Raw genomic sequence first — 25,891 nt, forward strand, 5'->3', positions numbered from 1 at the left:
GCGCACCGTCCCCGGGCCGGCGCCGCCGGCTAGAGCCGGTTGACGTCCGTGACGCGGACGACGGCGGTCCCGGACTCGTCCGAAGCCGCCAGATCCACCTCGGCGGAGATGCCCCAGTCGTGGTGGCGGGCCGGGTCATCGAAGATCTGCCGGACCTTCCACGCGCCGGGTCCCTCGGTGATGATCAGCAGCCCGGGGCCGCGGGCGTCCGGGCCGGTGCCGATGTCGTTGTGTTCGTCGAAGTAGTCATCCAGGGCATCCTCCCAGCGCTCCGCGTCCCAGCCGGAACCGGCGTCGAGCTCGCCCAAGGCGGTGGCGGCCTCATCGGCGAACAGCTCCACGCGGCGGAACATCTCGTTGCGCACCATCACCCGGAAGGCCCGGATGTTGGAGGTCAGCGACGGCGGCGGGGGCGGGGGAGCGTCGTGCGGTGTGGGCGCAGCGCCGGACGTCAGTTCTTCCCATTCGTCGAGCAGGCTGGAGTCCACCTGGCGGACCAGTTCGCCCAGCCAGGCGATGAGGTCCTCGAGGTCCTCCCGGAGGGCATCCTGCGGGACGGTCTGGCGGAGCGCCTTGAAGCCGTCGGCGAGGTAGCGCAGCACGATCCCCTCCGAGCGGGCCAGGCCGTAGAACCGGACGAATTCGCCGAAGTTCATGGCACGCTCGTACATGTCCCGGACCACGGACTTGGGCGCGAGCTCAAAGTCGCCGACCCAGGGCGCGGCCTTGCGGTAGACATCGAAGGCCTCGCCGAGGATCTCCGCGAGCGGCTGCGGGTAGGTGACCTCCTCGAGCATCGCCATCCTCTGGTCGTACTCGATGCCGTCGGCCTTCATCGCCGCGATGGCTTCGCCACGCGCCTTCTTCTGCTGTGCCGTCAGGATCTGGCGCGGCTTCTCCAGGGTCGCCTCGATCACGGACACAACGTCCAGGGCGTACGACGGCGACTCCGGGTCCAGTAGCTCCAGCGCGGCGAGGGCGAAGGGAGACAGAGGCTGGTTGAGGGCAAAGTTGGCCTGCAGGTGGACCGTGAGCCGGACCGTGCGGCCGTCCGCACCCTGCTCTTCCGGCGGGATCCGCTCCACGACGCCGGCAGCGAGCAGTTCGCGGTAGATTCCCAGGGCCTTCTTCATGAGCCGCAGCTGCGCCGGGCGGGTCTCGTGGTTTTCGGTGAGCAGGCGGCGGGCGGCCTGGAACGGGTCGCCGGGGCGTTCCATGAGGTTCATCAGCATCGCGTGCGTCACGGTGAAACTCGACGTGAGGGGATCCGGAACAGACTCGACCAGCCGCTTGTAGGTCGGTTCACCCCAGGACACGAAACCCTCCGGGGGCTTCTTCTTGACTACCTGGCGCAGCTTCTTCTGGTCGTCGCCGAACTTGGCCGTGGCCTTGGCCATCGCCTTCACGTTCTCGGTCACGTGCTCCGGGGCCTGGACCACCACGGTTCCGGCAGTGTCATAGCCGGCGCGTCCGGCGCGCCCCGCGATCTGGTGGAATTCGCGGGAGTTCAACAGCCGGGTGCGGACGCCGTCGTACTTGCTCAGGGCCGTGAGCAGCACGGTGCGGATGGGYACGTTGATGCCCACCCCGAGGGTATCCGTGCCGCAGATGACCTTCAGCAGCCCGGCCTGGGCAAGCTGTTCGACCAGCCGGCGGTACTTCGGCAGCATGCCGGCGTGGTGGACGCCGATGCCGTGCCGGACCAGCCGGTTGAGGGTCTTGCCGAAGCCCGCGGCGAAGCGGAACCCGGCGATGAGCTCGGCAATCTTGTCTTTTTCCTCGCGGGTGCAGACGTTGATGCTCATCAGGTTCTGGGCCCGGTCAATCGCTTCGACCTGGCTGAAGTGGACCACGTAGACCGGGACCTGCTTGGTGGCGAGCAGCTCCTCAAGGGTCTCGTGGACCGGGGTCTGCTCGAAGTAGTAGTGCAGCGGAATGGGACGTTCCGCGGAACTGACGGTCGTTGTCGCGCGGCCTGTCAGTTCGCGGAGGCCGTCCTCGAAACGGCTGACGTCGCCGAGGGTCGCCGACATCAGCAGGAACTGCGCCTGGGGCAGTTCGAGCAGCGGCACCTGCCACGCCCAGCCGCGCTGCGGGTCCGAGTAGAAGTGGAACTCGTCCATGATGACGGCGCCAAGTTGGGCCGCCGCACCTTCACGCAGGGCGATGTTGGCCAGAATTTCGGCAGTGCAGCAGATGATCGGGGCGTCCTGGTTGACGCCGGAGTCGCCGGTGATCATACCCACGTTGTCGGCCCCGAAGATCTCGCAGAGGGCGAAGAACTTCTCCGAAACAAGGGCCTTGATCGGGGCGGTGTAGTAGCTGCGCTGCCCGCGGGCCATGGCCTGGAAATGCGCGGCGATGGCCACAAGGGATTTCCCGGATCCGGTCGGCGTGGCCAGGATGACGTTGGAGCCGGCGGCCAGCTCCATGACGGCCTCGTCCTGGGCGGTGTAGAGGGCAAGGCCGCGGGTCTCGGTCCACTCGACGAACCGGGTGTAGAGCTCGTCCGGGTCCAGGGCCGTCCTGCCGGGGACTCGGGCGGCCGGGGCGGGGAGCTGATCAACGAGTTTCATTGCTGTCCAGCTTAGTGCCCGCGCAGTGCCCGCGGCACCGGCGCGGGCCCTGCGCTGCACGCAGCGAATAAGTGCCTCCTTGGCTGGCCCAAGGGGCGGGGCTAGGCTTCGGTTAGGACGACTTTGCCGGGAACTGGAGGCGCCATGAAGTGGGATCCCGAGAAATATGTGCAGTTCGGGGATTACCGGGACAKGCCATTTTTTGACCTGACGGGGCGGATTCATGCCGAAGCCCCGCGGCACGTCGTGGACCTCGGCTGCGGTCCCGGCAACCTGACCGCGACGCTCGCGGACCGGTGGCCGGGCGCCCAGGTGGTGGGCCTGGATTCTTCGCCGGAAATGCTGGCCACCTCAAAGGACTACGCAGCCGCGGCAGCCAATCTTTCCTACGAGCTGTCCGACATCGCACACTGGCTGCCGTCCGGAGACACCGATGTGGTGGTCACCAACGCCGCCCTGCAGTGGGTGCCCGGCCACCGGAAAATGCTGCCCGAGTGGCTCGATGCCCTCAAACCTGGCGCCTGGTTCGCGCTTCAGGTGCCGGGGAACTTCAACGCCCCGTCCCACACCCTGATGCGGGAACTCGCCGAGTCCCCGGCCTGGGCGGGGCGGCTCGCCGGGGTTCTGCGCCACGAGGACGTGGTGGGGGAGGCCGCGGAATACCTGGAGATCATGCTCGACGCCGGTTGCGCCGCCGACGCCTGGGAGACCACCTATCTTCAGCTGCTCCCGGGCGCCCACCCTGTTTTGGAGTGGGTCCGCGGCACTGGACTCAGGCCGGTCCTCGCGGCCCTCCCCGAGGACGAGGCCAGGGAGTTCGAGGCCGAATATTCGGCGCGGCTGGACGACGCGTATCCCGCGGGCCGGCACGGGACCGTTTTCCCGTTCCGCCGCACCTTTGCGGTGGCGCAAAAAACCGGGTGAGCGGGCGTGTCTGCCGGATGACACGAAGCACTCCGGAATGGGGCTTACAATGACGTGGCGGTATGGGGGCGGCCGTTAGGCTGATTCCATACCGGGCCCTGGGCTAGTAATGGAGGTTCGGTGCTTATAGGCCTGATGTCGCGGCTGCTGTCCGCGCATAAGGGGAGCGTGCTGGCCATCGTTGTGCTGCAGCTCGTGCAAGCCACTGCCAACCTGCTCCTGCCCACCCTGAACGCCGCGATTATCGACGACGGCATCATCGGCGGGGACAAAGGGGAAATCCTCTATCTCGGCAGCTGGATGGCCGGAATCGCCGCCGTTCAGGTGGTCACGGCCATCGCGGCCGGGTATCTGGGCGCCGTCGTCGCCATGGAGATTGGCCGGCAGCTGCGTCAGGAACTCTTCGCGAAAGTGCAGTCCTTCTCCTCCCAGGAGGTCAGCGCGTTCGGTGCGCCCAGCCTCGTCACCCGGGCCACCAACGACGTCGCCCAGATCCAAAACCTCGCCATCTTGATTTTCATCATGCTGATTGCGGCCCCCGCGATCTTTATCGGCGGCATCGTGCTGGCCGTGCACCAGGACGTTGTGCTGTCCTGGATCGTGGTCGTGGTGATCCCGGTCCTCACGGTGATCATGACCGTGATCGTGCGCCGCCTGATTCCCCTGTACCGCCAGGGCCAGGGGCTCCTGGACCGGATCGGCCGGGTGCTGCGTGAGCAGATCATCGGCGCGAATGTCATCCGCGGCTTCGTCCGGCAGGACCACGAAATCCGCCGCTTCGATGAAGCCAACAAGGACCTCACCCGGAACAACCTGCAGTCCGCCCTCCTGGTCGCCGCGATGATGCCGATGATCATGTTCGTGGTCAACCTGTCTTCCGTGTTCGTGGTGTGGTTTGGCGGCCACCGGATCGACTCCGGCGAAATGCGGCTGGGGGCGCTAACGGCGTTCATCGCCTACATCCTGCAGATCCTGATTGCCATCATGATGGCAATGTACGTGTTCATGACCGCCCCCAGGGCGGCGGCGTGCGCGGAGCGGATCCGCGAAGTCCTGGACACGGAACCGGCCATCGCGGATCCGGCCACTTCCGCCGGCACCGCCCCTCCCGGCAAGACGTCCCCCACCGGGACCGCCATTGCCGGCACCGTCCTTGCCGGCAAGACGGCGCACACCGGCAGCACCGTCGAATTCCGGAACGTGTCCTTCGCCTATCCCGGCGCCGAAGCGCCTGTGCTGGACGGCGTCTCGTTCACCGCCCGGACCGGGACCACGACGGCGATCATCGGCGCGACCGGCAGCGGCAAGACGACGCTCCTGAACCTGCTTCCCCGCTTCCTCGACACGACCGCCGGCGGGATCAGCATTGGCGGGCATAACGTGCGGGCCATGCCGCTGGACGTCCTGCGGGACCTCATCGCAATGGTCCCGCAGCAGTCCTATCTCTTCACGGGCACGGTCGCGGAAAACCTCCGGTTCGGCTCAGCCGCCGCGGACGAGCCCGAATTGTGGCAGGCGCTCGAGGCCGCCCAGGCCGCCGACTTTGTCCGGGCCCTGCCGCTAGGACTCGAAGCGCCCGTGAGCCAGGGCGGCACCAACTTCTCCGGCGGCGAACGGCAGCGCCTGTGCATCGCGCGGGCACTGCTCAAGAATGCCCCCGTCTATTTGTTCGACGACAGCTTCTCGGCCCTGGACTACGGGACCGACGTCAGGCTCCGCGCGGCCATCGAGCCCCTGCTGCGCTCGGCAACCGTGCTGATCGTGGCCGAACGGGTGTCAACAATCGTGGACGCCGGACTGATCCTCGTGCTGGAGGACGGCCGCGTCGTCGCGCAGGGTACGCACAGCGAACTCATGGAGTCCTCGCCCAGCTACCAGGAAATTGCCGATTCCCAGCTGGTGCTGGAGGAAACCCCGTGAGCCGCGGGCGGGCACATCGCGCCGGGACCACTGCGGGGCCCGGCGTCCCGGAGCGCATCAAATGGCAGATCGCCGGCCGGCTGCTTGGCCTGCTCCTGCCGCTGAAATGGCGGATGGCCGGTGTCATCGCCGCCACCTGTGCGTTCGTGACACTCAATGTGGCGGCTCCGAAGGTCCTGGGCGACGCCACCGACGTCGTCGTCGCGGGCTTCATGGGCGGCTCCCTCGACGAGCAAGAGTTGGCCGAGCGGCTGCTGGCGGTTTCCGCCATGTATGTTGGGGCTTCGCTGTTCAGCTGGATCCAGGGCAGTCTGGCCGCCACAGCTGTGCAGCGCCTCAGCTACGGGCTCCGCGGTTCCGTGGAACAAAAACTCCACGTGCTGCCGTCCAGCCATTTCGAGGAGCAGCGCCGCGGCGACGTGCTCAGCCGCGCCACGAACGACGTCGACAATATCTCCCAGGCCCTCAACCAGCTCCTGAACCAGCTGATCATGTCCCTCCTCATGCTCTCCGCCGCACTCGCCATGATGCTGTGGCTCTCGCCGCTGCTGGCACTGATCGCTGTCCTGTCGGTGCCGGTGTCCACGGCCATCACGGTGCTCGTGGCCCGGCACTCCCAGGCGCATTTCAAGGAGCAGTGGAGCAGTACTGGGGCACTGCACGCCCAACTCGAAGAGTTCTTCACCGGCCACGAAGTGGTCAAGGCCTTCGGCCGGCAGGAGGCATCGGCGGTGAGCTTCCGGGAGTACAACGACAAGCTCACACGATCGAGCACCCGTGCCCAGTACTTGTCCGGCATCGTGCAGCCGCTGTTAATGTTTGTCGCCAACCTCAACTACATTGCGGTGGCTGTTGTGGGGGCGCTCCAGGTTACCGCGGGGGCGATGACCATCGGCGGCATCCAGGCTTTCTTCCAGTTCTCCCGCCTCTTCAGCCAGCCCGTGGGCCAGATCGGCGGAATGCTGACTCTCATGCAGTCCTGCCTGGCCTCGGCGGAGCGCGTGTTTGAGCTGCTGGACGCTCCGGAGATCCCGCCGGACAGCGCGGTGCCTGCCGTTTCGGCCAATGGCGCCGGCAAGCTTCATCGCGGCGGCTCCCCGCGAAAACTCCACGTCCCGCGCAAAGCCTCCAACGGACGCAAGTCCCGCGCCCCGGGCACGTCCCAGGCCCCACTGAATTGGGGCGCGGTGGCGGGCCGGGTGACGTTCGAGGACGTCAGCTTCAGTTACAGCCCCGGCACCCCAGTGGTGAAGGACCTCTCCTTCACGGTGGAGCCGGGACAGACCGTGGCAATCGTGGGACACACCGGGGCCGGCAAGACCACCGTGGTAAACCTCCTGATGCGCTTCTATGAACTCGACTCCGGGCGGATCCTGGTGGACTCGACCGACATCGCCACCATCCCGCGCGACGAGCTGCGAAGCGCCTTCGGCACCGTTCTGCAGGATGCGTGGCTGTTCACGGGCAGCATCCGGGAGAACATCGAATACGGCCGGCCCGGTGCCACCGACGCCGACATCGTGGCCGCTGCCCGCGCCAGCCACGTGGACCAGTTCGTCAGGTCCCTTCCGGGCGGCTACGCCACGATGCTCGGCAACGACGGCGACTCCCTGAGCCGCGGCCAGCRCCAGCTAGTCTCGATCGCGCGGGCGCAGGTCGCGGGGCGCAGCATCCTGGTGCTGGACGAGGCGACGAGTTCGGTTGACAGCCGTACCGAGGTGCAGATCCGGCATGCCATGGAGCGGCTGCGGCAAGGTCACACGAGCTTCGTGATCGCGCACCGTTTGTCCACGGTCCGGGACGCTGATCTAATTCTCGTCATGGACCACGGACGAATCGTTGAACACGGGACGCATCAGCAGCTGATGGCCAGGCGCGGGCTCTACAAGGATTTGTACGAGGCACAGTTCGCCGGTCGCGAACAGGTCCCGGCCGTCCGGGAGGCGGAACAGTGAGCTCCACGGACACCGCGGGGGAGCGTTTCCCCGGTTCGTGGCGGACCAACCCTGCCAGCTCCGTGCCGCTCTTCGAACAGCTCCGGCTGTACGTCATTGAACGCGCAGACAACGGCACGCTCGCACCGGGCACGAGGCTTCCGGCCGTGCGGAGCCTCGCCGGCGAACTGGGTGTGGCACCCCACACTGTGGCGCGGGCGTACAAGGAACTCGAGGCTGCCGGCGTCGTGGTGACGCGGGGCCGGAACGGCACCGTTGTCTGTGCCCGCGATGCCGCCTGGAGCTCGCTGTCCGCCGCCGCCGCCGAGTTCGCCGCGGCCGCCAAGGCCCAGGGCGCGAGTTTCGCCGAGGCCGTGCAGTTGCTCGCCGCCGCTTACGACCGCCAGTAGCACATCCGGCGCTGCCCCTGGTGCGCAGAATAGTTTTTCGAAGAAGTTTTCGATTAGCATTAGATTCGTGCCTAAAGCCGTAGCTGAAGATCCAGCCGTTGAAGTCCAGTCCGCCATCGAACCGCTGGCAGCCCGGGATGCCGCCCCGTCCCGCCCCGTGATGAAACGTCCGGACATGACGCGCCTGGTCGTTAAGGGCGCCCGCGAGCACAACCTGCGCAACGTGGACCTGGACCTGCCCCGCGATGCCATGATCGTGTTCACCGGCCTGTCCGGCTCCGGCAAGTCCTCCCTGGCGTTCGACACCATCTTCGCCGAGGGCCAGCGCCGCTACGTCGAATCACTCTCTGCCTATGCCCGGCAGTTCCTGGGCCAGGTGGACAAGCCCGACGTCGACTTCATCGAGGGCCTCTCGCCGGCGGTGTCCATCGACCAGAAGTCCACGAGCAAGAACCCGCGCTCCACCGTGGGCACCATCACCGAGATCTACGACTACATGCGCCTGCTCTGGGCCCGTGTGGGCCGGCCGCATTGCCCCGTCTGCGGGGAGCCTGTGACCAAGCAGACCCCGCAGCAGATCGTGGACCAGCTGCTCGAGCTCCCGGACGGCACGCGCTTCCAGGTGCTGGCACCCGTGGTCCGCGGCCGCAAGGGCGAGTTCGTCGACCTCTTCAAGGAACTCACCGCCAAGGGCTACTCGCGGGCCCGTGTGGACGGCGAGCTCGTCCACCTGAGCGATCCGCCGAAGCTGGGCAAGCAGTTCAAGCACACCATTGAAGTGGTGGTTGACCGCCTCGTGGTCAAGGAAGGCATCAGCCAGCGCCTGACCGACTCCGTCGAAACCGCCCTCGGGCTGGCGGAGGGCCGCATCCTGGCCGAATTCGTCGACCTCGAAGCGGACGACCCCGAGCGGATCAGGGCCTTCTCCGAACACCTTGCCTGCCCCAACGAGCACCCCCTGGCGATCGACGAGATCGAGCCCCGCTCCTTCTCGTTCAACAACCCGTTCGGCGCCTGCAGCGCGTGCAGCGGCATCGGCACCAAGCTCGAAGTCGACGAGGAACTCCTCATCCCCAACCCGGAGCTCTCGCTCTCCGAGGGGGCCATCGCGCCGTGGTCTCTGGGCACCGCCACCACGGAGTACTGGAACCGGCTGCTGGCCGGCCTCGCGGACGAGCTCGGCTTCTCCATGACGACGGCGTGGGAGAAGCTCGACACCGACGTCCGGCAGACGGTCCTGCACGGCAAGGACCACAAAGTGGTGGTGCAATACCGCAACCGCTTCGGCCGGGAACGCAAGTACAGCACCGGCTTTGAGGGCGTGGTGCAGTACGTCCACCGCAAGCATGGTGAGACCGATTCGGACTCTGCGCGCGACCGCTACGAGGAGTACATGCGCCAGGTCCCGTGCCCGGCCTGCAACGGCGCACGGCTGAATCCTGCGTCCCTCTCGGTGCTGATCAACGGCAAGTCAATCGCCGAGGTCGCCGCACTGCCCATGCGTGAATGTGCAGGCTTCCTTGACAACCTCGTCCTCACCGGCCGCGAAGCCCAGATCGCCCACCAGGTCCTCAAGGAAATCCAGGCCCGGCTGACCTTCCTCCTCGACGTCGGACTGGAGTACCTGAACCTGGAACGGCCCTCCGGCACTTTGTCCGGCGGCGAGGCCCAGCGCATCCGGCTGGCCACCCAGATCGGCTCCGGCCTCGTGGGCGTGCTCTACGTCCTTGACGAGCCCTCGATCGGCCTGCACCAGCGGGACAACCGCCGCCTGATCGAAACCCTCACCCGGCTCCGGGACCTCGGCAACACCCTGATCGTGGTGGAGCATGACGAGGACACCATCCAAGAGGCCGACTGGGTGGTGGACATCGGACCGGGCGCCGGCGAGCACGGCGGCATGGTGGTCCACTCCGGCTCCTACCAGGCGCTGCTGGAAAACACGGATTCGCTCACCGGCGACTACCTCTCGGGCCGGAAGAAAATCGAGATCCCCAAAAAGCGGCGCAAATACGACAAGAAGCGCGAGCTCAAAGTGGTCGGGGCCAAGGAGAACAACCTCCTCAACATCGATGCCAGCTTCCCCCTGGGCCTCTTCACCGCCGTCACCGGCGTCAGCGGCTCGGGCAAGTCCACCCTGGTCAACGAGATCCTCTACAAAGTGCTTGCCAACAAGCTCAACGGCGCCAAGCAAGTGGCCGGCCGGCACAAGTCCGTCCAGGGCCTCGAGCACCTGGACAAAGTGGTGCACGTCGACCAGAGCCCCATCGGACGCACGCCGCGCTCGAACCCGGCCACCTACACCGGCGTGTTCGACCACATCCGGAAGCTCTTCGCCGAGACCACCGAGGCCAAGGTCCGCGGCTACCTGCCAGGCCGGTTCTCCTTCAACGTCAAGGGCGGCCGCTGCGAGGCCTGCTCCGGCGACGGCACCCTGAAGATCGAAATGAACTTCCTGCCGGACGTCTACGTCCCCTGCGAGGTCTGCCACGGCGCACGCTACAACCGCGAAACCCTGGAGGTCCACTACAAGGGCAAGACCATCGCGGACGTGCTGAACATGCCCATCGAGGAAGGGGCCGAATTCTTCGCGGCCTTCTCACCGATCGCGCGGCACCTCAACACGCTCGTCGACGTCGGCCTTGGCTACGTCCGGCTGGGCCAGCCTGCCACCACGCTCTCCGGCGGTGAGGCCCAGCGCGTGAAGCTCGCGGCCGAGCTCCAGAAACGCTCAAACGGCCGCAGCGTCTATGTCCTGGACGAACCCACCACAGGCCTGCACTTCGAGGACATCCGCAAGCTCCTCATGGTGCTGCAGGGCCTCGTGGAGAAGGGCAACACCGTGATCACGATCGAGCACAACCTCGATGTCATCAAGAGCGCGGACTGGATCGTGGACCTTGGCCCCGACGGCGGTTCGGGCGGCGGCCGGGTGATCGCCTCCGGCACGCCGGAGCAGGTGGCCAAATCGAGCGAAAGCCACACGGCCGCCTTCCTTGCCGAGCTTCTGGCCTGACCATCTGCCGCCGGGGACACGTGCGGGCGGGCGCGGGCGGCAAGGACATACTGTCGCCGCACGTGTCCCCGCCCGCACGGGAATGCATTCACCTGATGCAATCGGCTGATGTATCGCCTGACGTATTCCTGAAGGAGTATGCGAATTTCTGGCATCCGCACACTCGTGAGAAACTAAGCCGGTGACGCATACAACAGTGCCCGTGATCTTCGACCTTGACGGCACTCTTGTCGATCCAGCCGGAGGGATTACGGACGGAATCGCCGCGGCCCTCACCGAGCTTGGCCTGCCGGTTCCGGGCAAGTCCCGGATGGACGCCATGATCGGACCCAAGCTGAGCCATTCCCTCACCGAAATCGCCGGGGTTCCGGCCGCACTGCTCGAAGACGCAATCCGCATCTATCGCGCGCACTACGTTTCTACCGGAATCGCGCAGAGCCGGCTGTACCCGGGGATCCGGGAACTGCTCGAGGACTTTGTGGCCACGGGCCGCCCCATCGCCGTCGCCACCCAGAAGCCGGAAGGGCTTGCCCGCACCGTCCTGGCGCACCACGGCATCGCCGGGCTCTTCCACAGCATCCGGGGCTCCGCTGCCGACGAGGCCGCCGCCGGCCCGGGATCGGCCTCTGTCCCCGAAGAGGCCGTCCCCGAAGGCAAGGCCGGGATTGTCGCTGCCGCGCTCTCGGACCTGGCGGTGGCCGGCCCCACGGCGGCCGGCCGTGCCGTGATGGTGGGGGACCGGGCGCAGGACGTGGCCGGGGCCGCTGCGAACGGACTGGACTGCATCGGCGTAGGCTGGGGTTTTGCGCCCGACGGCGAACTGCACACGGCTGGTGCCATCGAGATCGTGCACAACACCACGGCGCTTCACGCGACGATTAACAGACTCTCCGAACGCCCGGGGACCACAGCCCTGAACGAGGTGCACACCGATGGCAATGTTTGACGCAATCCGCTGGACCACCCGCGGGCTCATATCCTCCACGTGCCGTCCCACGGTCATTGGCCTGGAAAACGTGCCCAAGGACGGACCGTTCATCGTGGCCCCGAACCATCTCTCCTTCCTGGACAGCGTGATCGTCCAGGCCCTGATGCCTCGGCCCGTAGCGTTCTTCGCGAAGGCGGAATACTTCACCACCGGCGGCGTCAAGGGCAAGGTCATGAAGTCCTTCTTCGAGGCTGTGGGCTCCATTCCAGTGGAACGCGGCGAGCAGGCKGCGAGCGTGCAGGCACTGAAGACGCTGCTGGACATCCTCGACTCCGGCAAGGGCGTGGGCATCTATCCCGAAGGGACGCGCTCCCGCGACGGGATCCTGTACCGCGGCCGCACCGGCGTCGGCTGGCTGGCCCTCACCACGGGCGCGCCGGTGGTCCCGGTGGGCCTGATCGGCACCGAACACCTGCAGCCCGCGGACAGCAAGTCCGTCAAACCGCAGCACTTCACCATGAAGGTGGGCGAGCCGCTGTACTTCGACAAGACCGGCCCGGACCACTCCCTGCCGGCCCGCCGCCAGGTCACAGACCGCATCATGGACGCAATCGCGGACCTGAGCGGCCAGGAACGCTCCACGAGCTACAACCAGAGCAAGTCGGCCGAATAGCGCACGCCATCCTGCTCTCCGCAGGGGAGGTGCACGGCACCGCCGGCGGCTCAGTAGACTGGATGTGTGGCAGATCCAGCGAGTTACCGACCCCAGACGGGTGAAATTCCGACCAATCCGGGCGTGTACCGCTTCCGCGATCCGCACGGCCGGGTCATCTACGTCGGAAAGGCCAAGAACCTCCGTTCCCGGCTGAATACGTACTTCGCCAACCCCGCCGGGCTCATGCCTAAGACCTACGCGATGGTGCATACGGCCAGCAGCGTCGAATGGACCGTAGTGGGCAGCGAGCTCGAGTCGCTGCAGCTGGAATACACCTGGATCAAGGAATTCACGCCCCGCTTCAACGTGATGTTCCGGGACGACAAAACCTACCCGTACCTGGCCGTCACGATCGGGGAGAAGTACCCGCGCGTCCAGGTGCTGCGCGGCGACCGTCGCAAGGGGACCCGGTATTTCGGCCCGTACACCGCCGGGGCGATCCGGGACACCATGGACACCCTGCTGCGCGTGTTCCCGGTGCGGAGCTGCAGTCCTGGGGTGCTGAAGCGCGCCGAAGCCAGCGGCCGGCCCTGCCTGCTCGGCTACATCGACAAATGTTCCGCGCCCTGCGTCGGCCGGATCTCCGCCGAGGACCACCGCGCTCTTGCCGAGGACTTCTGTACTTTCATGGGCGGCGAAGCCAAGCCGTTCGTCAACCGGCTGGAACGGGAGATGGCCGCGGCAGTTGCCGAGCTCGACTACGAACGCGCGGCCCGGCTCCGGGACGACATCGTGGCGCTGAAGAAAGTCTTCGAACGCAACGCCGTGGTCCTCGCCGAGGGCACGGACGCCGACGTCTTCGCCCTGCACGAAGACGAGCTCGAAGCCGCCGTCCAGGTCTTCCACGTCCGCGGCGGCCGGATCCGCGGCCAGCGCGGCTGGGTCGTGGAAAAAGTCGAGGACTCCACCACCCCGGAACTGGTCGAACACCTGCTCCAGCAGGTCTACGGCGAGGAAGCCGGGCTGCAGGGCAGGTTGCCCCGCGAGGTCCTTGTGCCCACCGAACCCAGCAACGCCACGGAGCTCACGCAATGGCTCAGCGGCCTGCGCGGGGCCCGGGTGGACGTCCGGGTGCCCCAGCGCGGAGACAAGGCCGCGCTCATGTCCACGGTCCGTGAAAACGCCGAGCACGCGCTCAAGCTCCACAAGTCCCGGCGCGCCGGCGACCTTACCATGCGCTCCCAGGCCCTTCAGGAGATCCAGGAAGCCCTCGAGCTTCCCGTGGCGCTGCTGCGGATCGAGTGCTTCGACATCTCGCACGTCCAGGGCACCAACGTGGTCGGCTCCATGGTGGTGGTGGAGGACGGCCTGCCGAAGAAGTCCGAGTACCGGAAGTTCGCCGTAACCGGAGCCGCCGCCACCGACGACACGGCGGCCATGCACGACGTGCTCACCCGCCGGTTCCGGCACTATCTGCAGGAGAAATCCGAGCAGGCAGCGGCCGCGGCCAAACCGGCGCACCAGGCCGCGCTGGACGCGGCAACCGCCGCAGCGGTCGCTGACTCCACGACGCCGGCGCCGCGAAGCAAGTTCGCTTACCCGCCCAACCTCGTCGTCGTCGACGGCGGCAAACCGCAGGTCAACGCCGCCGCCCGGGCGCTGGCGGAGCTGGGGATCGAGGACGTGTATGTGGTCGGCCTGGCCAAGCGGCTCGAAGAAGTGTGGCTGCCGGAGAGTGACTTCCCGGTGATCCTGCCGCGCGCCTCCGCCGGCCTGTACCTGCTGCAGCGGATCCGCGACGAGGCCCACCGCTTCGCCATCACCTTCCACCGGCAAAAGCGCGGCAAGGCCATGACAGTTTCCGCGCTGGACAGCGTGCCCGGGCTGGGTGAGTCCAAACGCAAGGCCCTCCTGGCCGAATTCGGCTCCGTGAAGGGCATCAAGGCTGCGACGCAGGAAGAACTCACCGGCGCCAAGGGGATCGGTCCGTCCCTGGCCGCCGCAATCGTCCGGCACTTCAATGCCGACGGCGGCGAGGAGGCCGCCACGGTTCCTGCCGTCAACATGACCACCGGTGAAATCCTCGACGCTTAGCTAGCGCCGCCAAACTTAGCTAGGGTAAAGACTTGGGTAACGCCATGGCCGCGGCATCACCGCGGCCATGGGCGCGAACCTGATCGGAACAGCAAATCGCACAGGCAGAGATGGGGCTTCACTGATGGCAGAGTCGACGGCAGGATCCGAGACGGATGCGGACGGCATGACGCCCGTTAAACCCGTCGAGGCGGAACTGCTCGTAGTGACCGGAATGTCGGGAGCCGGCCGGAGCACCGCCTCGGACGCCCTTGAGGACCATGGCTGGTACGTCGTGGAAAACCTGCCGCCKCAGATGCTCGGCACGCTCGCCGAGCTCGTGTCGCGGACACCGCATTCGATGTCCAAGCTCGCCGTCGTGATGGACGTCCGGAGCAAGGAACTCTTCGTCGACATGCGCGCGGCCCTCCGCGCCCTGGAAGCCACCGGCGTGAGCTTCCGCGTGCTGTTCCTCGACGCCAGCGACGACGTCCTGGTGCGCCGCTTCGAGCAGGGCCGCAGGCCCCACCCGCTTCAGGGCGGCGGCCGGATCCTCGACGGCATCGCGGCCGAACGCGAGCTTGTCCGTGACCTGAAGGACACCGCCGACATCGTCCTGGACACGTCCTCGCTCAACGTCCACGGTCTCGCCACCGCCATCACGGAACTTTTCAGCGAGACCGGGCCGGTGGCGCTGCGGCTGAACGTCATGAGCTTTGGCTTCAAGTACGGGCTGCCGGTGGATGCCAACTTCGTGGCCGATGCCCGCTTCATCCCCAACCCGCACTGGGTGCCGCAGTTGCGCCCGCACACCGGGCTGGACCAGGACGTCAGCGACTACGTGCTGGAGGCGCAGGGCGTCAGCGAATTCGTGGAACGCTATGTCCTGGCCCTCGAACCGGTCCTGGACGGGTACCGGCGGGAGAACAAGCACTACGCCACCATCGCCGTGGGCTGCACCGGCGGCAAACACCGCTCCGTGGCGGTTGCCGTCGAGCTTTCACGGCGGCTGGCGCAATATCCGCGCGTCACCGTGACCACGACGCACCGGGACCTGGGCCGCGAGTAATGGCGCTGCTGACCGGCCCGCTGCCCCTTGTCCCGCCCGCCAGCGCGGCATTCGCCAGCCAGCAGGACAAAGGCCCCTCCGTCGTCGCGCTCGGCGGCGGCCACGGCCTCTCCGCCTCGCTGTCTGCCCTGCGCCTGCTGACCTCCGAGCTCACCGCGATCGTCACAGTCGCGGACGACGGCGGATCCTCCGGCCGGCTCCGTGAAGAGTACGGCGTCCTGCCGCCGGGCGACCTCCGCATGGCCCTGTCCGCGCTGTGCGACGACACCGACTGGGGCCGGACGTGGCGCGATGTCATGCAGCACCGTTTCGCCCCCGGCAAGGGCCGCGGCGGGTCCCTCGATGAGCACGCCATGGGCAACCTCCTGATCGTCACGCTCTGGGAGCTCCTGGGCGACACCGTTGCCGGCCTCAAGTGGGCCGGTGCCCTGCTCGGCGCCCGCGGCGAGGTCCTGCCGATGTCCAGCATCCCGCTGACCATCGAGGGCCAGGTCAGGGTCACCGCCCCGGACGGCACCACGGCACTGCAGACCCTCACCGGGCAGGCCAAGTGCGCGGTGGCAGGGAACCTGCAGCATGTCAGGCTGCTGCCCGAGAACGCTCCCGCATGCATGGAGGCACTGACGGCGATCGAGCTGGCCGACTGGGTGATCCTCGGGCCGGGCTCCTGGTACACGTCCGTACTGCCGCACCTGCTGCTGCCCGAAATGCGTGAGGCCCTCTGTAACACGGCCGCCCGCCGCTGCCTGACGATGAACCTCGCCACGGACACCAAAGAGACCGCCGGCATGACCGCCGCCGACCACCTCCGGGTGCTGCGCGAGTACGCGCCGGAGTTCACGATCGACGTCATCCTGGCCGACCCGGCATCGGTCCAGGACCTGCCCGACTTCGAGGCGGCGGCAGGAATGCTCGGTGCCGAGGTGGTCTTGGGTAAAGTGGGGGCGTCTGGTCGCCGTCCGGTCCACGATCCGTTGCGGCTGGCGACGGCGTACCACGATATTTTCGGGAACAGTTAGGAAAGGTGCCATGGCACTGACAGCATCAGTCAAGGAAGAACTTTCCCGTCTGGATATAAAGAAGTCCTCGGTCCGCAAGGCCGAGGTATCGGCCATGCTCCGCTTCGCCGGCGGGCTGCACATCATCTCGGGCCGGATTGTGATCGAGGCCGAAGTCGACCTCGCCTCGACCGCCCGGCGGCTGCGCGCGGCAATCGCCGAGGTATACGGCCACCAGAGCGAGATCATCGTCGTCTCGGGCGGCGGCCTGCGCCGCGGCAGCCGCTACGTGGTGCGCGTGGTGCGCGACGGTGAGGCCCTGGCCCGCCAGACCGGACTCCTGGACGCCCGCGGGCGCCCCGTGCGGGGCCTTCCGTCCGTAGTGGTGAACGGCTCCGCCGCGGACGCGGAGGCTGTCTGGCGCGGCGCCTTCCTGGCGCACGGCTCACTGACCGAGCCCGGCCGCTCCTCGGCCATGGAAGTCACGTGCCCCGGCCCCGAATCGGCACTGGCCCTCGTCGGCGCCGCCCGCCGCCTCGGCATCCAGGCCAAGGCCCGCGAGGTCAGGGGAGTGGACCGTGTGGTGATCCGCGACGGCGACACGATCGCCGCGCTGCTGACCCGCATGGGCGCCCACGATGCGCTCATGGTCTGGGAGGAACGCCGCATGCGCAAGGAAGTCCGCGCCACGGCCAACCGGCTCGCCAACTTCGACGACGCCAACCTGCGCCGTTCAGCGCAGGCCGCCGTCGCCGCGGGTGCCCGCGTGGACCGCGCCCTCGAAATCCTGGGTGACGACGTCCCGGACCACCTCAAGTACGCCGGTGAGCTGCGGGTCGCGCACAAGCAGGCCAGCCTGGATGAGCTTGGCCGCCTGGCCGACCCAATCATGACCAAGGACGCCATTGCCGGCCGGATCCGCCGGCTTTTGGCCATGGCGGACAAGCGGGCCCAGGATCTCGGCATCCCGGGCACGGAAGCCAATGTGACGCCGGAAATGCTCGACGACTAGCCCGCCCCTAGAATCAACAGCAGGAAAATACCGGGAATGGAAATACCCGGGAACCGCGGCGGGTTGTTGCCGTTGGATCCCACCGCAAATCTTCCGGATGCCCCGCATCCGGATGCACAATCCGAGAGTTACCAAACCGGACAACCCGTCCACGACATTGGAGGATTTTGTGACCGAGTACGTACTGCCAGAGCTCGACTATGACTACGCAGCGCTGGAACCGCACATCTCCGCGAAGATCATGGAGCTGCACCACAGCAAGCACCACGCCGCCTATGTGACCGGCGCCAACAACGCCCTCGCCCAGCTGGCCGAGGCGCGCGAAAAGGGCGACTTCGCCAACATCAACCGCCTCTCCAAGGACCTCGCGTTCCACACCGGCGGCCACATCAACCACTCCGTCTTCTGGAAGAACCTCTCCCCGGACGGTGGCGACAAGCCCGAGGGTGAGCTCGCTGCGGCCATCGACGACGCCTTCGGCTCGTTCGACGCGTTCCGTGCCCAGTTCAGCGCAGCGGCGCTGGGCCTGCAGGGCTCCGGCTGGGGCTTCCTGGCGTACGAGCCCATCGGCGGCAACCTCGTGATCGAGCAGCTCTACGATCAGCAGGGCAACGTCGCACTCGGCACCACCCCGCTGCTGATGCTGGACATGTGGGAGCACGCCTTCTACCTGGACTACGTCAACGTCAAGGCCGACTACGTCAAGGCCTTCTGGAACATCGTGAACTGGGCCGACGTCGCCAAGCGCTTCGACGCCGCCCGCAAGAACGCGACGGGTCTCATTACCCTGTAAGGGGTGACGGGATCGACTTCCGTTTGTAACAAACCTCACATTACGGGCCGTTCGGCCCGAAATGTGGACGGACTGCCCCTGCACTTGCGGGGGCAGTCCCGGTTAAACGTAAGATGGATCACGGAAGGCGGTTAGCCTTCAGCAATGTGGCTGGTCGCCCTCCGATCTGGTAATTATCTCTGCCCAATGGCGTGCGGGATCTGTTAGTTGGCTTGAACGCCTTCTCAACTAGTCGTGCTCGCAAGAGCACCAAGGAGACTGAAAACGTGACGACCCGTATTGGCATCAACGGCTTTGGCCGTATCGGCCGCAACTACTTCCGCGCCGCCCTCGCACAGGGCGCAGATCTTGAGATCGTTGCGGTCAACGACCTCACCAGCCCGGAAGCCCTCGCTCACCTCTTCAAGTACGACTCCGTGGGCGGCCGGCTGGCCGAAACCATTGAGGTCAAGGACGGCAACATCGTCGTCGACGGCAACATCATCAAGGTCCTTGCCGAACGCGATCCCGCGAAGCTGCCCTGGGGCGAGCTCGGCGTCGACATCGTCATCGAGTCCACCGGTTTCTTCACGAAGGCCGCCGATGCGCAGAAGCACATCGACGCCGGCGCCAAGAAGGTCCTGATCTCCGCCCCCGCGTCGGATGAGGACATCACGATCGTGATGGGCGTCAACGACGGCCTGTACGACAGCGCCACGCACCACATCATCTCCAACGCCTCCTGCACCACCAATTGCCTCGGCCCGCTGGCCAAGGTCATCAACGACGCCTTCGGCATCGAGCGTGGCCTGATGACCACCATCCACGCCTACACGGCCGACCAGAACCTGCAGGACGGCCCGCACAAGGACCYCCGCCGCGCCCGCGCCGCTGCCATCAACATGGTGCCCACCTCCACCGGTGCCGCCAAGGCAATCGGCCTGGTCCTGCCGGAGCTCAAGGGCAAGCTCGACGGCTACGCCATCCGCGTGCCCGTCCCCACCGGCTCCGCCACGGACCTGACCGTCACGGTGTCCCGCGAGACCACCGTCGCTGAAGTCAACGCCGCCCTCAAGGCAGCATCCGAGACCGACGAGCTCAGGGGCCTGCTGACTTACACCGACGAGCCGATCGTCTCCTCGGACATCGTTGGCGACCCGGCGTCGTCCATCTTCGATTCGGGCCTGACCAAGGTGATCGGCGACCAGGTCAAGGTTGTGTCCTGGTATGACAATGAATGGGGCTACTCCAACCGCCTCGTGGACCTCACGGAGCTTGTCGCGTCCAAGCTGGGCTAGGGTAAGACTCATGACATTCCACACCCTCAACGAACTGATCGCTGATGGTGTCCGCGGGCGGTACGTTCTGGTCAGAAGTGACCTGAACGTGCCGCTCGACGGCTCTACAGTGACTGACGACGGCCGCATCAAGGCCTCCCTGCCAGTGCTGGCGAAGCTCACGGACGCCGGTGCCCGAGTGCTGGTCACAGCACACCTGGGCCGCCCCAAGGGCGCCCCGGAGGAGAAGTACTCACTCAAGCCCGCAGCCACGCGGCTGGCCGAGCTTGCCGGGTTCAAGGTCGCACTCGCCGGCGACACTGTCGGCGGGTCGGCCAAGGAGCTTTCCGCCGCGCTGCAGGACGGCGAGGCGCTAGTCCTGGAGAACGTGCGCTTCGACGCGCGCGAGACCTCCAAGGCTGACGCCGAACGCGGAGCCTTCGCCGACGAGCTGGTCGCCCTCACCGGTGACAACGGCGCCTTCGTCGATGATGCCTTCGGTGCCGTGCACCGCAAGCACGCCAGCGTGTACGACGTCGCCACGCGGCTGCCGTCCTACCAGGGCGACCTCGTCCGCACGGAGGTCGAGGTGCTGCGCAAGCTCACCGCCGACACCCAGCGGCCCTACGTCGTGGTCCTCGGCGGCTCCAAGGTCTCCGACAAGCTCGCTGTCATCGACAACCTCCTCGGCAAGGCTGACACGATCCTGGTGGGCGGCGGCATGCTGTTCACCTTCCTCGCCGCAGCGGGCCACAAGGTAGCGGCCAGCCTGCTCGAAGAGGACCAGATCCCGGTCGTGCAGGACTACCTGAAGCGGGCCGCGGACGCCGGTACCGAGTTCGTCGTGCCCACTGATGTTGTGGTGGCGGCCAAGTTCGCCGCCGACGCCGAGCACGAGACCGTCGCAGCCGACGCCATCGAGTCGAGCAGCTTCGGAGCCCAGGGCATCGGGCTGGACATCGGGCCGGTATCGGCAGCGGCTTTCGCGGAACGGATCAAGGGCGCCAAGACGGTGTTCTGGAACGGTCCCATGGGCGTGTTCGAATTCGCGGCCTTCGCCGGCGGCACCCGGGCCATCGCCCAGGCGCTGACCGAGACGGACGCGTTCACGGTGGTTGGCGGCGGCGACTCCGCGGCGGCGGTCCGGACCCTCGGCTTCGCCGATGACCAGTTCGGCCACATTTCCACCGGCGGCGGCGCAAGCCTGGAGTACCTTGAAGGCAAGGAACTCCCCGGACTGAGCGTCCTGGACCGTTAGAAGCGCACTGACGGCTAGAAGCGCTGACCGCTAGAAGCAGCGGCGGCCGCCTGGCGACCTGACAGCGCCGGCCGCCAGCCCATCGAGCCGGCAGGGTGCCCTCCGCAAGGAGCCGGGCACCCTGTCGGCTGCTCTCATACAACAAGCACTCTTGGAGATCACGTGACCACGTCAACCAACGGTAAATTCGACCGCAAGCCCTTCATCGCCGGCAACTGGAAGATGAACATGGACCACGTCCAGGGCATCACCCTCCTGCAGAAGCTCGCGTGGACCCTGTCCGACGCCAAGCACGACTACAGCCGGGTGGAGGTCGCCGTCTTCCCGCCGTTCACGGATCTCCGCGGCGTCCAGACCCTTGTCCAGGGCGACGAGCTCGCCGTCGTCTATGGCGGCCAGGACCTCTCCCAGTTCGACTCCGGCGCCTACACGGGCGATATTTCCGGGCAGTTCCTGGCCAAGCTCGGCTGCAGTTACGCACTGGTCGGCCACAGCGAACGCCGCACCATCCACAACGAGTCCGACACCGTGCTCAACGCCAAGACCCAAGCCGCCTTCCGGCACGGCATCACCCCCGTCCTGTGTGTCGGCGAAGGCCTCGAGATCCGGCAGGCCGGCACCCATGTGGACCACACGCTCGCCCAGCTCCGCGCCGGCGTCGAAGGACTCACTCCAGAACAGGCTGCCGAGCTCGTTGTCGCCTACGAGCCCGTCTGGGCCATCGGCACCGGCGAAGTTGCCGGCCCTGAGGACGCTCAGGAAATGTGCGCAGCCATCCGTGCCGAACTGTCCACCCTCTTCGGAGCCGACGTTGCCGCCAAGACCCGGCTGCTCTACGGCGGCTCGGTCAAGGCCAACAACGCGGCCTCGATCCTGAAGGAACGCGACGTCGACGGCTTGCTGGTCGGCGGTGCCAGCCTGGACGCTGCCGAGTTTGCTAATATTGTCAGGTTCGAGAGTCACCTGTTGACGGATTAGTCCGGACACAGCCTGACCCCCGTAATCCAATTCTTCTGAAAGGCCGTCGTGGACGTTCTTCATGTCATTCTGCAGGTTCTCCTGGGCATCACCAGCCTCCTGCTGACGTTGCTCATCTTGCTCCATAAGGGACGCGGAGGCGGCCTGTCCGACATGTTCGGCGGCGGAATGAGTTCGGGCCTGAGCTCCTCCGGGGTCGCCGAACGCAACCTCAACCGGTTCACGGTCGTCCTGGGCATCACCTGGGGGGTCGTGATCATCGCCCTCGGCCTGCTCATGCGGTTCAGCACGGGCGCCGATTCCTAGGACGCCCGTCCGAAAACTTCATATGGGGTCCTTATGGCCCTCCCGGCATCGGGAACTCTCGATCTACACTGTGGCTGTCTTGCACACTTCCACCAGCTAAGTAGCAAGGAGTTCCCGATGCTGCATTCCGCTTCCGGATTCAAGGGAATCCGTGTAGGCGCCACGGAGGGGGCATCTCCCCGCCATGAGCCACTCAACGGGGCCGGCGTACGCCAGCCCCGTATTCGTGTCTCCTTCCGGTGCGCCAAGGGCCATKAAACCGCGCTTGTGTTCGCGCAACTGCCGGAGGAACAGATCCCCGGAGTCTGGGACTGCCGGCGCTGCGGCGGGACCGCAACCCGCGACGAAACAAAGTTTGCCCTGGAGGAAGCGCCCACCGAGGGCTTCAAGACGCACCTGGAATACGTTAAAGAGCGGCGCTCCAGCCAGGACGCCGAAGACGTGCTGGCCGGAGCGCTGGAACGGCTGCGCTCAGGACGGGCCCTTCCGGACGAGCTGCTCCGGGACCCGTGAGGCCGCGTTTTCGTCAATCAGCCACAGGGTTTCCCGGCGGCCGCGCGGCCCCGCCGCGGGAACCTGCACGGGATTGGCGCCGGCCAGCGCCAGTCCCACGGCGCCGGCCTTGTCGTCGCCGGCCACCACCATCCACACCTCTGATGCCGTATTGATCGCCGGCAACGTCAGCGACACCCGGGCCGGCGGCGGTTTGGGCGAGTTGTGGACGCCCACGACAGTCAGTTCCTTCTCCCGGATGCCGGCCTGCTCAGGGAAAAGCGACGCGACGTGCGCGTCCGGCCCGACGCCGAGGAGGACAATGTCCAGGCGCGGGAGCCTCGCCGGAAGTTCCGGCCTGTCGTCTGACATGTCCGCGGCGTGTTCAGCGGCTGCCGCCTCAGCGAGGCGGCGCGCGTAGTCCGCGGCCGCTTCATCCGGGCTGTCGAATTCATCGGTGGAACCAGGCACATGGACGCGCGCCGGATCAACGCTGATATGGGACAGGAGGGCCTCCTGCGCCTGCCGGGCGTTGCGCTCGGCGTCGTCGGCCGCGACGAAGCGCTCGTCACCCCACCAGAAGTTCACCTTGGACCAGTCGACGGCCGGCGCCGCCGGTGATTCGGCCACGGCCTTCAGCGAGCCGATGCCCATTGTGCCCCCGGTAAGCACCACCGTGGCTTCGCCGTGCCGGTCCTGGATATCCACGAGCTTGGTGATCAGGCGGGCTGCGATCGCAGCCATCAGGACGGACGAGTCAGGATGGATGCTTACTCTCGGGTCAGCGCTCACTGGGACGGACACTCCTTAGATTGGTACGTGGCAGTCCCATAGTAATCACTTCGCCGAAGACTTCGTCCGGGTCCAGGCGGCGGAGCTCTTCGGCGAGGCAGTCTTTGAGGCTGCGCCGCGGCAGGGAGATCCGCTGCGCGGGCTGGCCGGGCTGGGTCAGTTCCGCGATGGTGAGTCCGGGCCGGAAGAGCTGGATGTCGCCGCCGGGCCGGGTCAGCCGGACGCGGCGGATGCCGGTTCCGGCCGGGTCGGCCACGATCGTGACGGGAACGTCCAGGGCCAGGGTCAGCCAGGCCGCGAGCAGCACGGTGCTGGGGGAGTCCGAGGCGCCCTCGACGGCGACGGCCGTGACCGGCGAGTCGTCCACCTGGTCCAGGACCGCGGCCAGCTGGATGCGCCAGTTGGTCAGCCGGGTCCAGGCGAGGTCCGTGTCGCCGGCCTTGTAGGTGCGGCGGATGTTCTCCAGCGCCGCGACGGGATCCGCTTCGTTGGCCGAGTCGGTGATCCGGCGGTGCGCGATGCCACCGACCGAGGTCTGGCAGGCATTCCTGGGCGCGCCGTGCGGCCACCAGGCCACGATCGGGGCGTCCGGGAGCAGCAGGGCCGCGACAAGGGATTCGCTTTCCTCGGCGAGTTCGCCGTAGCCGCGCAGCAGGATGACCTCGGAGGCCCCGGCGTCGCCGCCGACGCGGATCTGGGCGTCGAGCCGGGTCGGGGCCGAGGCACCGGCGTCGGCGAGGACGATGATCCGGCACGGGTGTTCCCGGCTGGCCTCGTTGGCGGCCTCGATGGCCTCTTCCTCGAGCCCGGAGCGGGTGACGACCACAAGGGTCAGCACCCGGCCCAGGGCGATCACGCCGCCCTGCTCGCGCAGGGCCATGATCTTCTTGGAGATCTTGGAGGTGGTGGTATCGGGAAGATCTACGATCATGGCCTTCTCCAGGTTCGTCCGTCGCGGGCAAGGAGCTCGTCGGCCGAGGCGGGGCCCCAGCTGCCGGGAGCGTAGGGCTGGGGCTGTTCGTCCAGGCCGGCCCAGTAGCACTCGAACGGGTCCAGGATCTTCCAGGACAGCTCTACTTCCTGGTGCCGGGGGAACAGCGGCGGTTCGCCCAGCAGCACGTCCAGGATGAGCCGTTCGTAGGCTTCGGGGCTGGACTCGGTGAAGGAGTGCCCGTAGCCGAAGTCCATGGTGACGTCGCGGACCTCCATCTGGGTGCCCGGGACTTTGGACCCGAACCGGATCGTGGCGCCCTCGTCGGGCTGGACCCGGATCACCACGGCGTTCTGGCCGAAGTCGTCCTCGCTGTGGTCGCGGAAGAGCAGGTTCGGTGCGCGCTTGAACACGACGGCGATTTCCGTCACCCGGCGGCCCAGCCGCTTGCCGGCGCGCAGGTAGAACGGCACGCCGGACCAGCGCCGGGTATTGATGTCCACCCGGATCGCGGCAAACGTCTCGGTCTTGGAATCGGCCGGGATGCCGTCTTCCTCCAGGTACCCGAGGACTTCCTCGCCGCCCTGCCAGCCGCCGGTGAACTGGCCGCGGGCGGAGTGGGTGGAGAGGTCGTGGGGGAGCCTGACAGCCGCCAGGACCTTTTCCTTCTCGGCCCGCAGGTCATCGGCGTTGAAGGAGATCGGCTCTTCCATGGCCGTCAGGGCAAGCAGCTGGAGCAGGTGGTTCTGGATGACATCGCGGGCCGCGCCCACGCCGTCGTAGTAGCCTGCCCGGCCGCCGGTGCCGATGTCCTCGGCCATGGTGATCTGGACGTGGTCGACATAGTTGCTGTTCCAGAGCGGCTCGAAGAGCTGGTTCGCGAAGCGCAGCGCAAGGATGTTCTGCACCGTCTCCTTGCCCAGGTAGTGATCGATCCGGAAGACCGCGTCCGGCGGGAACACCGACTCGACGATGTCGTTGAGCTGGCGGGCCGATTCGAGGTCGTGTCCGAACGGTTTTTCGATCACGACGCGGCGCCAGTTGTCGCCCGCGGCCTGGGCCAGGCCGTGCTTGGAGAGCTGGCGGCAGACCTGCTCGAAGGCCTTCGGCGGGATCGACAGGTAGAACGCGTGGTTGCCCCGGGTCCCGCGCTGCTCGTCGAGTTCATCGATCGTGTCCGAGAGCCGCTTGAACGCCTCGTCGTCGTCGAACTCGCCCTGCACGAAGCGGATGCCCTCGGAGAGCTGCTTCCAGACCGTCTCATCGAACGGGGTGCGGGCGTAGGCCTTGACCGACTCCTTGACCTCCGCGGCGAAGTCCTCGTTCTCCCACTCCCGGCGGGCAAAGCCCACCAGGGCGAAGCTCGGCGGCAGCAGCCCGCGGTTGGCGAGGTCATACACAGCCGGCATCAGCTTCTTGCGGGCGAGGTCCCCGGTCACCCCGAACAGGACCAGCGATGCCGGCCCGGCAATACGGTTCAGACGGCGGTCACGGGGGTCCCGGAGCGGATTGCGCCCCCGGCCGGCCGTGTTCCTGCCGCCGTTGTAGGTTTCTGGCATGGTTGCGTGAG

At 67.0% G+C, this 25,891-nt stretch carries 21 protein-coding genes; 17 read left to right on the plus strand and 4 right to left on the minus strand.

All coding sequences use genetic code 11. The annotated features are described in order from the left end of the window. Positions 1-29: 29 nt before the first annotated feature. On the minus strand, positions 30-2,576 hold the full coding sequence (locus tag AC1D2F_RS12355; RefSeq protein WP_476966830.1) for a DEAD/DEAH box helicase: 2,547 nt from the start codon (positions 2,574-2,576) through the stop codon (positions 30-32). 144 nt (positions 2,577-2,720) lie between these two features. On the opposite strand from AC1D2F_RS12355, the gene AC1D2F_RS12360 reads away from it, so the two are divergent. The 17 genes from AC1D2F_RS12360 (at position 2,721) to AC1D2F_RS12440 (ending at position 22,619) form a co-directional block, all read left to right on the plus strand. Next, positions 2,721-3,500, plus strand: coding sequence for a trans-aconitate 2-methyltransferase (locus AC1D2F_RS12360; protein WP_476966831.1), 780 nt, complete (start codon positions 2,721-2,723; stop codon positions 3,498-3,500). A 135-nt stretch (positions 3,501-3,635) separates the two neighbouring features. After that, a complete protein-coding gene (locus AC1D2F_RS12365; RefSeq protein ID WP_229996137.1) occupies positions 3,636-5,420 on the plus strand; it encodes an ABC transporter ATP-binding protein in 1,785 nt (594 codons plus the stop codon). A gap of 113 nt (positions 5,421-5,533) precedes the next feature. After that, entirely contained in the window at positions 5,534-7,375 is a 1,842-nt protein-coding gene (locus AC1D2F_RS12370; RefSeq protein ID WP_476966852.1) for an ABC transporter ATP-binding protein, read from the plus strand. Beyond that, entirely contained in the window at positions 7,372-7,764 is a 393-nt protein-coding gene (locus AC1D2F_RS12375) for a GntR family transcriptional regulator (RefSeq protein ID WP_229996135.1), read from the plus strand. The genes AC1D2F_RS12370 and AC1D2F_RS12375 overlap by 4 nt, the downstream gene beginning before the upstream one ends. Positions 7,765-7,831: 67 nt before the next feature. Beyond that, positions 7,832-10,780, plus strand: a complete 2,949-nt coding sequence (gene uvrA, locus AC1D2F_RS12380) for an excinuclease ABC subunit UvrA (RefSeq protein ID WP_476966832.1) — start codon at positions 7,832-7,834, stop codon at positions 10,778-10,780. A 181-nt stretch (positions 10,781-10,961) separates the two neighbouring features. Further along, positions 10,962-11,726 (plus strand): HAD hydrolase-like protein, encoded by a 765-nt coding sequence (locus AC1D2F_RS12385; RefSeq protein WP_476966833.1) that lies wholly within the window; start codon positions 10,962-10,964, stop codon positions 11,724-11,726. After that, positions 11,713-12,381 carry a lysophospholipid acyltransferase family protein gene (locus AC1D2F_RS12390; RefSeq protein ID WP_229992644.1) on the plus strand — a complete coding sequence of 223 codons (669 nt, stop codon included), beginning with the start codon at positions 11,713-11,715 and terminating at the stop codon, positions 12,379-12,381. The genes AC1D2F_RS12385 and AC1D2F_RS12390 overlap by 14 nt, the downstream gene beginning before the upstream one ends. Positions 12,382-12,447: 66 nt before the next feature. Further along, positions 12,448-14,457 (plus strand): excinuclease ABC subunit UvrC, encoded by a 2,010-nt coding sequence (gene uvrC, locus AC1D2F_RS12395; protein ID WP_476966834.1) that lies wholly within the window; start codon positions 12,448-12,450, stop codon positions 14,455-14,457. A 124-nt stretch (positions 14,458-14,581) separates the two neighbouring features. After that, complete coding sequence (rapZ, locus tag AC1D2F_RS12400) at positions 14,582-15,505, plus strand: RNase adapter RapZ (RefSeq protein ID WP_229992642.1); 924 nt, start codon at positions 14,582-14,584, stop codon at positions 15,503-15,505. Further along, on the plus strand, positions 15,505-16,524 hold the full coding sequence (locus AC1D2F_RS12405) for a gluconeogenesis factor YvcK family protein (protein WP_229992641.1): 1,020 nt from the start codon (positions 15,505-15,507) through the stop codon (positions 16,522-16,524). The genes rapZ and AC1D2F_RS12405 overlap by 1 nt, the downstream gene beginning before the upstream one ends. A gap of 10 nt (positions 16,525-16,534) precedes the next feature. After that, the gene (gene whiA, locus AC1D2F_RS12410) at positions 16,535-17,515 is read left to right on the plus strand and encodes a DNA-binding protein WhiA (RefSeq protein ID WP_229992640.1); all 981 of its coding nucleotides are present in this window, start codon (positions 16,535-16,537) and stop codon (positions 17,513-17,515) included. 169 nt (positions 17,516-17,684) lie between these two features. Then, on the plus strand, positions 17,685-18,308 hold the full coding sequence (locus tag AC1D2F_RS12415) for a superoxide dismutase (protein ID WP_090956088.1): 624 nt from the start codon (positions 17,685-17,687) through the stop codon (positions 18,306-18,308). A 266-nt stretch (positions 18,309-18,574) separates the two neighbouring features. After that, positions 18,575-19,585: a type I glyceraldehyde-3-phosphate dehydrogenase gene (gene gap, locus AC1D2F_RS12420; RefSeq protein WP_476966835.1), complete on the plus strand. Its 1,011-nt coding sequence runs from the start codon at positions 18,575-18,577 to the stop codon at positions 19,583-19,585. Positions 19,586-19,595: 10 nt separating this feature from the next. Beyond that, entirely contained in the window at positions 19,596-20,822 is a 1,227-nt protein-coding gene (locus AC1D2F_RS12425; protein WP_229992639.1) for a phosphoglycerate kinase, read from the plus strand. 162 nt (positions 20,823-20,984) lie between these two features. After that, complete coding sequence (tpiA, locus tag AC1D2F_RS12430) at positions 20,985-21,800, plus strand: triose-phosphate isomerase (protein ID WP_229992638.1); 816 nt, start codon at positions 20,985-20,987, stop codon at positions 21,798-21,800. Between the two features lie 48 nt (positions 21,801-21,848). After that, positions 21,849-22,106 carry a preprotein translocase subunit SecG gene (gene secG / locus AC1D2F_RS12435; protein ID WP_229992637.1) on the plus strand — a complete coding sequence of 86 codons (258 nt, stop codon included), beginning with the start codon at positions 21,849-21,851 and terminating at the stop codon, positions 22,104-22,106. 117 nt (positions 22,107-22,223) lie between these two features. Continuing rightward, on the plus strand, positions 22,224-22,619 hold the full coding sequence (locus AC1D2F_RS12440) for an RNA polymerase-binding protein RbpA (RefSeq protein ID WP_476966836.1): 396 nt from the start codon (positions 22,224-22,226) through the stop codon (positions 22,617-22,619). On the opposite strand, the gene pgl is transcribed toward AC1D2F_RS12440, so the two are convergent. From pgl to zwf, 3 genes are read right to left on the minus strand one after another with little or no spacing between them, the layout of a single operon-like run. Continuing rightward, positions 22,578-23,390 (minus strand): 6-phosphogluconolactonase, encoded by an 813-nt coding sequence (gene pgl, locus AC1D2F_RS12445; protein WP_476966837.1) that lies wholly within the window; start codon positions 23,388-23,390, stop codon positions 22,578-22,580. The genes AC1D2F_RS12440 and pgl overlap by 42 nt on opposite strands. Further along, complete coding sequence (locus tag AC1D2F_RS12450) at positions 23,380-24,321, minus strand: glucose-6-phosphate dehydrogenase assembly protein OpcA (protein ID WP_028275501.1); 942 nt, start codon at positions 24,319-24,321, stop codon at positions 23,380-23,382. Before AC1D2F_RS12450 ends, pgl begins: the two co-directional genes overlap by 11 nt. After that, positions 24,318-25,880: a glucose-6-phosphate dehydrogenase gene (gene zwf, locus AC1D2F_RS12455; protein WP_476966838.1), complete on the minus strand. Its 1,563-nt coding sequence runs from the start codon at positions 25,878-25,880 to the stop codon at positions 24,318-24,320. The genes AC1D2F_RS12450 and zwf overlap by 4 nt, the downstream gene beginning before the upstream one ends. Between the last annotated feature and the right edge of the window lie 11 nt (positions 25,881-25,891).

It is taken from the genome of Arthrobacter sp. P1_B3 (genome assembly GCF_056406615.1).